Here is a 10,789-nt window from a genome sequence, read left to right as displayed (position 1 = left end):
CCGCATCCGACCGCCCCGACGCCCCCGCGGCCGCGGCGCAGCCCGCGCTGGCGCACCTGCACGGCCTGGAGCGGGTGCTCGTCGAGCTCGACTCCCCGCTGCGCAGCACCCGGCCCTCGCCGCTGGTCGGTTCCTGAGCCGCCCGCGCAAGCCCCTCGGCGCTACATCACCCGGAGGAGGTGTTCCTCCTCCGTCCGGCCCCCGCCCCTGACCTGCGGCATGTACAACGGGTGAGTGTCCACCGCACATTCATGCGGCAAATACAGGGTGGATCTGGCCGGACAGGGGGTAACCGCCCGGAATGGAAATACTTCACGAGCGCCTGACGACCGCTCAGACGGCGGACGCGGCGGAGGAGTTCATCCGGCTCTTCCACAGAGAGACCCCGGGGGCGGGTGATCCGGGCCATCGTATCGCGGCCGTACGCGCCGAGATCGAGGAAACCGGAACCTACCGCCACACCCCCGAGGAACTCGTGCACGGTGCCCGGGTCGCCTGGCGCAACAGCAACCGCTGCATAGGCCGGCTCTACTGGAACTCCCTGCGGGTGCGCGACCGCAGGGAGATCACCGGCGCCGACGAGATCGCCGCCGAGTGCGTGGAGCACCTGCGCGAGGCGACGAACGGCGGCCGGATCCGCCCGACCATCACGGTCTTCGCCCAGGAGACCCCCGACCGCCCCGGCCCGCTCATCTGGAGCGAGCAGCTGATCCGCTACGCCGGCTACGGCGACCACCCCTCGGTCACGGTAGGGGACCCCCGCAACCGGGAGCTCACCGAGGCCCTGCGGGCCCTGGGCTGGTCCGGCGGGGCCGGCACCCCGTTCGACCTGCTCCCGCTCGTGGTGCAGGGGTGCGACGACAAACCCCGCTGGTTCGACCTCCCCGCCGACGCGGTGCTGGAGGTGCCCATCGAGCACCCCGGCGAGGACCCCTGGGCGGACTGGGGCCTGCGCTGGCACGCGGTCCCGGCCATCTCCAACATGTGCCTGGAGATCGGCGGGGTCCACTACTCGGCGGCCCCGTTCAACGGCTGGTACATGGGCACCGAGATCGGCGCCCGCAACCTCGGGGACGCCGACCGCTACAACCTGCTGCCCCTGGTGGCCCGCAGGCTCGGCCTGGACACCGGCAGCGACCGCTCGCTGTGGAAGGACAGGGCGCTCGTCGAGCTGAACCGGGCGGTGCTGCACTCCTTCGACCGCGCCGGGGTCACCATCGCCGACCACCACTCGGAGTCCCGCCGCTTCCTGACCCACCTCGCCCGGGAGGAGCGCAAGGGCCGCGACGTCGGGGCCGACTGGTCGTGGATCGTGCCGCCGATCTCCGGCTCCGCCACCCCGGTCTTCCACCGCACCTACGAGGACCGGCAGGCCACGCCCGCCTTCGTGCACCACGAGGGTGCGGCGGACCGGGCCGCAGGGCGGAATCTGGTCTAGACCTTCTGCTACGGTCGGCGCACGGATCCGGCGCCGGACCGTCAGGAGAGGGGAACAGCGTGGGAAGTGGACTGCGGGCCCACATCGGCTCGTTCACGTCGGCGGGCGGCCGCGGGATCACCACCGCGGCCGTCGATCCGGCGACCGGCGGCCTGACCCCGCTCTCCGTCAGCGACGCCGTCGCCGACCCCTCGTACCTGGCGCTCTCCGCCGACGGCGGCGTGCTCTACGCCGTGAGCGAGAGCGAGCGGGGAGCCGTCCAGGCCTTCCGCACGTCCGCCGGGGGCGGGCTCACGGTCCTGGGTCCCGCCGCGCCGGTCGGCGGGTCCGGCCCCACGCACCTGTCCGTCGCCGGGAGGAGGCTGTTCACCGCGCACTACACCACGGGCGGCGTCGGTGCGCTCCCGCTGGCGCCGGACGGACGGATTTCGGGGGCCGCCACGGTCGTGCGCCACCGGGGCTCCGGCCCCGACCCGGACCGCCAGGGCGGGCCGCACGCGCACCAGGTGCTGCCCGACCCCGGCGGCCGCTGGGTGCTCGGCGTCGACCTCGGCACGGACTCGGTGCGGGTGTACGGTGCGCGGGACCCGGAGCTGCGCCTGCACGCGGAGACCGCGCTGTCGGCCGGCAACGGTCCCCGCCACCTCGCCTTCCACCCGGACGGCGAGGCGGTCTACGTGCTGGGCGAGTTGCGGCCGCTGCTGACCGTCTGCCGCTGGGACGCGGCGGCCGGGCGGCTGGAGGTGGTCGGAGAGGTTCCGGTGGCGCAGGAGGCGGCTCCGGGCGCCGTACGGGCCTACCCCTCGGCCGTGGTGGTCGCCCCGGACGGCCGGTTCGTCTGGGCCGCCGTCCGCGGCGCCGACACGATCGCGGTGCTGTCGCTCGCCGACGGACCGCTGCTGCCCCGCCCCACCGCCTGCGTGCCCAGCGGCGGCCACTGGCCGCGCGACCTCGCCCTCGGGCCGGCGGGCCGGCTCTACGCGGCCCACGAGCGCTCCGGTGACGTGACCTGGTTCGACGTGGACCCGGCCACCGGACGGCCCCACCGGGCCGGCTCGCTCGCGGTACCGGCGGCCACCTGTGTGGTCTTCGGCTGAGGCCCGCGGTCGCCGGGCGGCCGGGTCCGGTTGACCCGCGGCCGCCCGCGACGACACGAGGCCCGCACCCGTCGACCGACGGGAGCGGGCCTCGCGGCACGCGCCGGCCGTCCCGCGGCCGGCGGTGGTGTCAGTGGGCGCCGGCGTTCTGCGGCAGGCCGAGGGCGGCGCCGTACTGCGCCACCGCGAGCTTGCCGATGGCCGGGTACGCGCCGAGCACCTCGGCGGTGGCGCAGTCGGCCTCCTTGCAGGCGGTGTCCAGCAGGCCGTCGGCGGCCTCCGGGCCGATCAGGTACGGCGCGAGCGCCAGCTGCACCGAACCGGCGCCGCGCAGCTGCTGGGCGACCGAGGCGACCGAGCCCTCCTGGTCGAGGGCGGCGGCCATCACGGGCACCGCCAGCCGGGCGGCCAGCAGCATGCCGGTGATCCCGGCGGCCTGGACGGCCTCCTCGCCGCCGGTGGTGGCCAGGATGATGCCGTCCGCCGCGGTGGCGACGGTGAACAGCCGCGCCCGGTCCGCGCGGGCCAGGCCCGCCTCGGACAGCCGGACGTGCAGGCCCTCGGCCAGCAGCGGGTGCGGGCCCAGGACGTCGGCGAGCTCGACGGCCGCGGAGCTGTCCATCAGGGCCTGCCGGATGCGGCGCAGCAGGTCGGCGTCGGGGCCGGCCAGCAGCGGGACCACCACGGCGTCCGGGCCGGTGGGCGCCGGCACGTCCTGGCCCGCGGCCCGGGCGAACTCCGCGCGCGCGGCGCGCTCCTGCGCCACCGCGGTCAGCACGCCGGAGAGCGAGGGGAACTCAGGGGCGGAACCGTCCTGCGGGTCCTCGCCCTCCAGGTAGCCGATCCGCGCGTCCAGGCCGGGCAGCTCGGAGCGGCCGATGCTGAGGATCTCCTCCGCGAGCCCCCGCGCGGCGGCGGAAGGGGCACCCGGCACGGCGAGCACCAGCGCGGGCGCGCCCTCGGGCGCGACCGCGGGCTCGGGCCGGCGGTGCCTTCCGGTCGGGCGGGGTCGCGGCATTCGTACGGGCAGGCCGTTCGCGGGCCCAGTGGGGGTGCTCATGGCGCCGCATGCTACTGGCTTATCGGAACCAGGTGTTCGGGGAGGGGTGGGCTGAGTGTTATCTGTCCGTATTTATCCGGTGAAGAACTGACAGGTTCAACGGGCGGCCGGCAGACTCCAGTCCACGGGCTGCGCCCCTTGCCGCACCAGCAGGTCGTTCACCCTGCTGAAGGGCCGCGAGCCGAAGAAGCCGCGGTCGGCCGACATGGGGGAGGGGTGCGCCGACTCCACCGCCGGCAGGTCGCCCAGCAGGGGCCGCAGGTTGCGGGCGTCGCGTCCCCAGAGCACCGACACCAGGGGGGTGCCCCGCGCGACCAGGGCGCGGATGGCCTGCTCGGTCACCGCCTCCCAGCCCTTGCCCCGGTGCCCGCCGGGCTTGCGGGGCGCGGTGGTCAGGGCGCGGTTCAGCAGCAGCACGCCCTGCCGGGTCCACGGGGTGAGGTCGCCGTTGGCGGGCCGGGGGTGGCCCAGGTCGCTGTGCAGCTCGCGGAAGATGTTCTCCAGGCTGCCCGGGACCGGGCGCACCTCGGGCGCCACCGAGAACGACAGGCCCACCGCGTGCCCGGGGGTCGGGTACGGGTCCTGTCCCATGATCAGGACCCGGACCTCCTCGAAGGGCTGCTGGAAGGCGCGCAGGACGTGCGCCCCCGCCGGGAGGTAGGTGCGTCCGGCCGCGATCTCCGTGCGCAGGAAGTCGCCCATGGCGGCGATCTGCCCCGCCACCGGCTCCAGCGCGCGTGCCCAGCCTGCTTCGACGATCTCGTTCAACGGTCGTGCTGCCACATCGGGTCACTCTAGTGGCCGATCACCGCCGCCCGGACACACAGGACGTCCGGCAGGTGCGAGGCCAGCATCTGCCAGCTGTCGCCGTCGTCGGCGCTGGCGTACAACTCGCCGTTGCGGTTGCCGAAGTAGATGCCGGCCGGGTCGGCGTCGTCCGTGCACAGCGCGTCCCGCAGCACCGTGCCGTAGTGGTCGCCGTCCGGCAGGCCCGCCGTCAGCGGCTCCCACGTGGCGCCCGCGTCCCGGGTGCGGAAGACGCGGCAGCGGCGTTCGGCCGGGACCCGGTCGGAGTCGGCGTTCAGCGGGAAGAGGTAGGCGGTGTCCGGCCGGTGCGGGTGGGCGGCGACGGCGAACCCGAAGTCCGAGGGGAGCCCGGCGCCGATGTCCGTCCACCGTCCGCCGGCGTCGTCGCTGCGGTAGACCCCCCAGTGGTTCTGCAGGTACAGCCGGTCGGTGTCGCCGGCGTCCTGGGCGATCTTGTGCACGCACTGGCCGAACTCGGGGTGCTGGTCCGGCAGGAAGACGGCCGACACCCCGCGGTTGGACGGCGCCCAGCTCGCGCCGCCGTCCCGGGTGCGGAACACCCCGGCCGTCGAGACGGCGACCGTCACCGCGTCCGCGTCGGCCGGGTCCGTGATCACCGTGTGCACGGCCTCGCCCCCGCCGCCCGGCATCCAGTCCTTGCGGGTCGGGTGCTCCCACAGCGGCCGGACCAGCTCGAAGGACTCCCCGCGGTCGGTCGAGCGGAACAGGGCCGCCGGCTCCGTCCCGGCGTACACCACGTCCGGCGCCTCGGGGCCCGCCGGGTGCAACTGCCAGACCCGCTCCAGCGAGGCCCCGGTGTCCTTCGGGAACCGCACCGCCGGACGGGCCGGTTCCCGCCAGGTGGCCCCCAGGTCGTCCGAGGTGAACACCGAGGGCCCCCAGTGGGCGCTGTCCCCGCCCACCAGCAGCCGGGGCGTGGGCCCCCGCCGGTCGACGGCGACGGCGTACACGGCCTGGGCGTTGAAGTGCGGGCCGTCGAAGTGCCACGGACCGTCGTCCCGACGGCGCCCGACGAACAGGCCCTTGCGCGTTCCCACCAGCAGCAGCACATCGGTCATGGCCGCACCCTCCGGACGTCGGTGTCCTGAAAAAAGCGTCTTGCGGACAGTCTGCACCCGGCCACCGACAACGGTCCGGTCGCGCGATGCCGTGCCGCCCACCCTTTCCGCACCGCTGGTACGAGAGGTCTCGTACTACGAGAGATTTCGTAGTACGGTGTCTCTCGTACTTACAGGTCGAGGTCCTGGAGAGCCCCTCATGAGCACTGCCCTGTTCGAGCCCTGCACCCTCCGCTCGGTCACGCTGCCCAACCGCCTGTGGATGGCGCCCATGTGCCAGTACAGCGCGGAGGCCTTCGGGCCGAATGCGGGCGTGGCGAACGACTGGCACTTCACCCACTACGCGGCCCGCGCCACCGGCGGCACCGGCCTGATCCTCCAGGAGGCCACCGCGGTCTCCCCGGAGGGCCGGATCACCCCCTACGACCTCGGCATCTGGAACGACACCCAGGTCGAGGCGCTGCGCCGGATCACCGGGTTCCTCACCGCGCAGGGCACCGTGCCGGGCATCCAGCTCGCCCACGCCGGCCGCAAGGCCTCCACCGGCAGGCCGTGGAAGGGCGGCGCCCCCGTCGGCCCCGAGGAGCACGGCTGGCGGCCGAGCGCGCCGAGCGCCGTCCCGTTCGACGAGGGCCACCCGGTGCCGCACGAGCTCACCGTCGACGAGATCCACCGGATCACGGCGCAGTTCGCCGAGGCCGCCCGGCGCGCCCTCGCCGCCGGGTACCGGGTGGTGGAGATCCACGGCGCCCACGGCTACCTGATCGGCGAGTTCCTCTCCCCGCACAGCAACCGGCGCACCGACGCCTACGGCGGCTCCTACGAGAACCGCGTCCGCTTCGCCCTGGAGGTCGTCGACGCCGTCCGCGCCGTCTGGCCGGCCGACCTGCCGCTGTTCTTCCGGATCTCGGCCACCGACTGGCTGGCGGAGAACGGCTGGACCGTGGACGACACCGTGCGGCTGGCCGCCACCCTCCACGAGCACGGGGTGGACCTGCTGGACGTCTCCAGCGGTGGCCTGGCCCCCGGGGTCCGGATCCCGACCGGCCCCGGCTACCAGGTGCCCTTCGCCGCCCGGGTCAAGGCGGAGACCAGCCTGCCGGTGGCCGCGGTGGGCATGATCACCGAGCCCGAGCAGGCGGCGAAGATCCTCGCCAACGGCGAGGCCGACGCGGTGCTGCTGGGCCGCGAGCTGCTGCGCGACCCGTACTTCGCCCGCCGCGCCGCGCGGGAGCTGGGCGCGCAGGTGCGCACCCCCGACCAGTACCACCGGTCCTGAACCGGCACTTCGTACCATGGGGGAGGGGACAGACCACCGAGCGAGCGGAGCACAGCACATGACGGAACGTGAGGCGGCCCGCACCCTCCCCCATCCCGAGCCCGCCGACATCCGGCTCGAGGGCGTCCTGCACGCCCTCTCCGACCCGGTCCGGCTGGTGATCGTCCGGGAACTGGCCGACAGCGAGGACGAGTTGTCCTGCTCGCACTTCGAGCTGCCGGTGACGAAGTCGACCACCACGCACCACTTCCGGGTGCTGCGCGAGTGCGGTGTCGTACGTCAGACCTACCGCGGCACGGCCAAGATGAACGGCCTGCGCCGCACCGACCTCGACACGCTCTTCCCGGGCCTCCTCGACAGCGTGCTCACCGCCGCCGCCGCCGAGGAGGCCCGGCTGGCGCCGTAGGCACGCGACCGGTCGCCCGGCTCCGCTACGACGCGCCCGCAGCGCCCAGCAGCCCCGGCCAGTCCGGGATCTTCACCGAGCCCCGTCCCAGGGTCCGGCCCAGTTCCCGCTCGGCCGACTCGATCGCCAGCCATCCCGGCCACGTGACGGGCCGCAGCCCGGCCGCCCGGAGGGCCTCCAGCGGCTCGTCCGGCAGGTCGCGCCGGGCCAGCGCGCCGGCGTCCTGGAGCAGGGAGGAGGCGGTCTCCTTGGCGCACGGCCGGTTGGTGCCGATCACCCCGGTCGGCCCGCGCTTGATCCAGCCCGCCACGTACTCGCCGACCGACACCCGCCCGTCGCGGACCACCCGGCCCGCGGCGTGCGGCACGGTCCCGGTCGCCGGGTCGAAGGGCAGTCCCGGCAGCGGCACCCCCAGGTACCCGACCGAACGCAGCACCAGCTGCGCCTCGACGTCCTCGTACGTCCCGGTGCCCCGCACCCCGCCGCGCCCGTCCGGCACGGTCCGCTCGAACCGCACCGCGGCGGCCCGCCCGGCCCCGTCGCCGAGCACTTCGACCGGACGCAGGAAGAACCGCAGGGCGATCCGCCGCTCCGCGTCCCGCGGGCCCTGCTCCGCCCAGCCGCGCAGCACCTCCACGTTGCGCCGGTTCCCGGCGGGCAGAACGGCCGCCGGGTCGGTGTACGCCGGGTCCAGGGCCAGTTCGGCCGGGTCCACGTCGACGGCGACGCCCGGCAGGGTGCCCAGCTCGCGCAGCTCCTTGGTGGTGAACTTGCCCTGCGAGGGCCCGCGCCGGGCCACCATCTCCACCCGGCGCACGGCACTGCCGGCCAGGGCGTTCAGTGCCCCGTGCGGCATGTCGGTGGGGGCGAGCTCGGCGGCGCCGCGAGCCAGGACGCGGGTCACGTCCACGGCGACGTTGCCCGCCCCGACCACCACCGCCGCGTGCACCCGGGACAGCCCGAACGCCTCGTCCTCGGCGTCGGGGTGGGCGCTGTACCAGGAGACGAACGAGGTCGCCGAGTGCACCCCGGCCAGGTCCTCGCCGGGGATGCCCAGGGTGCGGTCGCGGGCGGCCCCCACGCAGTACACCACCGCGTGGTACAGCTCCCGCAGCCGTGCCGTGCTCAGCTCCGGTCCGCCGACCTCGACATGGCCGAGGAAGCGGATGCGCTCGTCCTCCAGCACCCCGCGCAGATTGCCCTGGAGCGACTTGATCTTCTCGTGGTCGGGGGCCACGCCGTAGCGCACCAGCCCGTACGGGCACGGGAGGCGGTCCAGCACGTCCACCCGGACCCCGGGCACCTCGCGCTGCGTGACCAGCGCCTGGGCGGCGTAGACCCCGCTGGGCCCGGATCCGACGACGGCGACACGAAGCATGGCGGAGCTCCTCACCACGTTGGTTCCCAGGATGGCACCTGCCCCTGCCGGCGTCAGCCCATCGCGCGCATCCGGTGGATCTCGGCCGTCTGCTGCACCACCACGTCGTTCGCCATCTCCTCGACGGTGACGTTGTTGCCGCCCGCCAGTACCTCGCCGGCCATCTTCAGGGCGCCCTCGTGGTGGGCGATCATCAGGGTCAGGAAGAGCCGGTCGAAGGCGGCGCCCCGGGCCTCGGAGAGCTCCTTGAGCTGCTGCTCGGTGGCCATCCCGGGCATCGCGTGGTGGTCGTGCCCGCCCGCTGCGGCGGCGGGCGCGGGGTGCTTGGCCAGCCACCCTTCCATGGCCCCGATCTCCGGCTTCTGGGCCGCCGAGATCCGTTCCGCGAGCCGCTTGACGGCGTCGCCCGAGGCCCGGTCCGGGGCCAGGGCCGTCATGGTCAGCGCCTGCCGGTGGTGCTCGATCATGTGCCGCACGTAGCCGTGGTCGGCCGCGTTGGGGCTGTCGTCAGGGCGTTCCTTCGCGGCCTGCTCGGGCGAGAGCGTGCGCGCGTCCTCGCCGGGACGCCCGGGGGCGATCACCACCGGCCGGCCGTCCGCGGCGGCGTCCGGGCCGTCGCCGTCCTGACAGCCGGCCAGGACCAGGACGAGCGAGACGACGACGCCCGCGAACGCGGTTGGCCGCAGTAACCCTTTTGCCATGTCCATGAAAAGGAAGATACTGCCCGGGTCTGCACGTACTCCAGACGTACCCCAGGGAGAGCACCGTGACGACTTCCCACCCCCACCGGGTGCGACGCAGGAGCCTGGGGGTGGCCGCGACCGCGGCCGGACTCCTCGCCACCCTGCTGGCCGCCGGACCCGCGGCCGCCACACCCGACCCCGGCGACCTGCGGATCACCCCCGGCGCCCGGTCCGCGACCGGTTCACCCGGGCAGGACCAGATCGTCCACAGCCCGAACGTCAAGCACCTGACCACGGTCCCGAGCCCCGACCCGGAGCGCATCAACACCGACCTGGCCTTCCAGGGCCGGTACGCCTACGCCGGCAACTACAACGGCTTCACCATCTACGACATCGCCGACCCCAAGGCCCCCAAGACGGTCACGACCGTGCTCTGCCCCGGTGGCCAGAACGACATCTCGGTCTCCGGCGACCTGCTCTTCCTCTCCACCGACTCCTCGCGCAGCGACGACTCCTGCAACAGCATCTCCCAGCCCGCGACCGAGAAGTCGTCGTGGGAAGGCATCAAGATCTTCGACATCAAGGACAAGAAGAACCCCAAGTACATCAAGTCCGTCGAGACAGCCTGCGGTTCCCACACGCACACCCTGGTCCCCGGCGACCGGGACCTCTACCTCTACGTCTCCTCGTACTCCCCGAACGAGGCCTATCCCGACTGCCGGCCGCCGCACGACGGCATCTCCGTCGTCAAGGTGCCCCGCAGGACGCCCGAGCAGGCCGCCGTGGTCGCCTTCCCGGTCCTCTTCCCCGACGGCGGCAACCCCGGCGCGCCCACCAACCCGGGGGTGTCGAAGACCACCGGCTGCCACGACATCACCGTGCTGCCCTCGAAGGACCTGGCCGCCGGCGCCTGCATGGGCGACGGCATCCTCTTCGACATCAGCCGGCCCGAGCAGCCCCGCGTCATCGACCGGGTGCAGGACAACGTGAACTTCGCCTTCTGGCACTCGGCCACCTTCAACGAGCGCGCCGACAAGGTGGTGTTCACCGACGAACTCGGCGGCGGTGGCGGCGCCACCTGCAACGAGGCCACCGGACCCCACCGCGGCGCCGACGGCATCTACGAGATCCAGGGCCGCGGTGACCAGCGCAAACTGGTCTTCCGCAGCTACTTCAAGATCCCGCGCCACCAGGCCGACACCGAGAACTGCGTCGCCCACAACGGTTCCCTGGTCCCGGTCGGCGGCGGCCGCGACATCATGGTCCAGGCCTGGTACCAGGGCGGGGTCTCGGTCTGGGACTTCACCGACTCCACCCGGCCCCAGGAGATCGCCTACTTCGAGCGCGGCCCGCTCACCACGGACACCCTGAGCCTGGGCGGGTCCTGGTCGGCGTACTACTACAACGGCCACATCTACTCGAACGACATCGTCAAGGGCCTCGACGTGCTCAGGCTCGACGACTGGCGCACCGCGCCGGCGAAGTGGGTGTGGCTGGACCGGCTGAACGTGCAGTCGCAGCCCGAGTACCACTGAGCCCGGTGGGGTCCGGGGAGCCGACGG

At 73.9% G+C, this 10,789-nt stretch carries 10 protein-coding genes; 5 read left to right on the top strand and 5 right to left on the bottom strand.

The window, feature by feature from the left end; genetic code table 11:
* The first annotated feature begins 301 nt into the window (after window positions 1-301).
* Complete coding sequence (locus LG632_RS12630; protein ID WP_226727101.1) at window positions 302-1,438, top strand: nitric oxide synthase oxygenase; 1,137 nt, start codon at window positions 302-304, stop codon at window positions 1,436-1,438.
* A gap of 59 nt (window positions 1,439-1,497) precedes the next feature.
* Window positions 1,498-2,535: a lactonase family protein gene (locus LG632_RS12625; RefSeq protein ID WP_226727100.1), complete on the top strand. Its 1,038-nt coding sequence runs from the start codon at window positions 1,498-1,500 to the stop codon at window positions 2,533-2,535.
* Window positions 2,536-2,665: 130 nt separating this feature from the next.
* Here LG632_RS12625 and LG632_RS12620 read toward each other — a convergent pair whose 3' ends face one another.
* The 3 genes from LG632_RS12620 to LG632_RS12610 form a co-directional block, all read right to left on the bottom strand.
* The gene (locus tag LG632_RS12620; protein ID WP_226727099.1) at window positions 2,666-3,595 is read right to left on the bottom strand and encodes a sirohydrochlorin chelatase; all 930 of its coding nucleotides are present in this window, start codon (window positions 3,593-3,595) and stop codon (window positions 2,666-2,668) included.
* Window positions 3,596-3,691: 96 nt separating this feature from the next.
* Window positions 3,692-4,378, bottom strand: a complete 687-nt coding sequence (locus LG632_RS12615) for a uracil-DNA glycosylase (RefSeq protein WP_226727098.1) — start codon at window positions 4,376-4,378, stop codon at window positions 3,692-3,694.
* An 11-nt stretch (window positions 4,379-4,389) separates the two neighbouring features.
* Window positions 4,390-5,481, bottom strand: coding sequence for a WD40/YVTN/BNR-like repeat-containing protein (locus LG632_RS12610; protein WP_226727097.1), 1,092 nt, complete (start codon window positions 5,479-5,481; stop codon window positions 4,390-4,392).
* Window positions 5,482-5,680: 199 nt separating this feature from the next.
* Here LG632_RS12610 and LG632_RS12605 point away from each other — a divergent pair, with 199 nt between their 5' ends.
* A complete protein-coding gene (locus LG632_RS12605) occupies window positions 5,681-6,760 on the top strand; it encodes an NADH:flavin oxidoreductase/NADH oxidase (protein WP_226727096.1) in 1,080 nt (359 codons plus the stop codon).
* 58 nt (window positions 6,761-6,818) lie between these two features.
* Entirely contained in the window at window positions 6,819-7,166 is a 348-nt protein-coding gene (locus LG632_RS12600) for an ArsR/SmtB family transcription factor (RefSeq protein ID WP_226727095.1), read from the top strand.
* Between the two features lie 25 nt (window positions 7,167-7,191).
* Here the strand turns inward: LG632_RS12600 and LG632_RS12595 are convergent, their stop codons facing one another.
* Together LG632_RS12595 and LG632_RS12590 are read right to left on the bottom strand one after the other, a co-directional pair.
* The gene (locus LG632_RS12595) at window positions 7,192-8,544 is read right to left on the bottom strand and encodes an FAD-dependent oxidoreductase (RefSeq protein WP_226727094.1); all 1,353 of its coding nucleotides are present in this window, start codon (window positions 8,542-8,544) and stop codon (window positions 7,192-7,194) included.
* A 53-nt stretch (window positions 8,545-8,597) separates the two neighbouring features.
* Complete coding sequence (locus LG632_RS12590; RefSeq protein ID WP_226727093.1) at window positions 8,598-9,251, bottom strand: DUF305 domain-containing protein; 654 nt, start codon at window positions 9,249-9,251, stop codon at window positions 8,598-8,600.
* A gap of 59 nt (window positions 9,252-9,310) precedes the next feature.
* On the opposite strand from LG632_RS12590, the gene LG632_RS12585 reads away from it, so the two are divergent.
* Window positions 9,311-10,762: an LVIVD repeat-containing protein gene (locus LG632_RS12585; protein WP_226727092.1), complete on the top strand. Its 1,452-nt coding sequence runs from the start codon at window positions 9,311-9,313 to the stop codon at window positions 10,760-10,762.
* Window positions 10,763-10,789: the final 27 nt, after the last annotated feature.

Source organism: Streptomyces antimicrobicus (assembly GCF_020532625.1).
Classification (GTDB): domain Bacteria; phylum Actinomycetota; class Actinomycetes; order Streptomycetales; family Streptomycetaceae; genus Streptomyces; species Streptomyces antimicrobicus.
The sequence above is the reverse complement of the archived record's forward strand: the minus strand, read 5'-3'. Positions and strand labels throughout refer to the sequence as shown.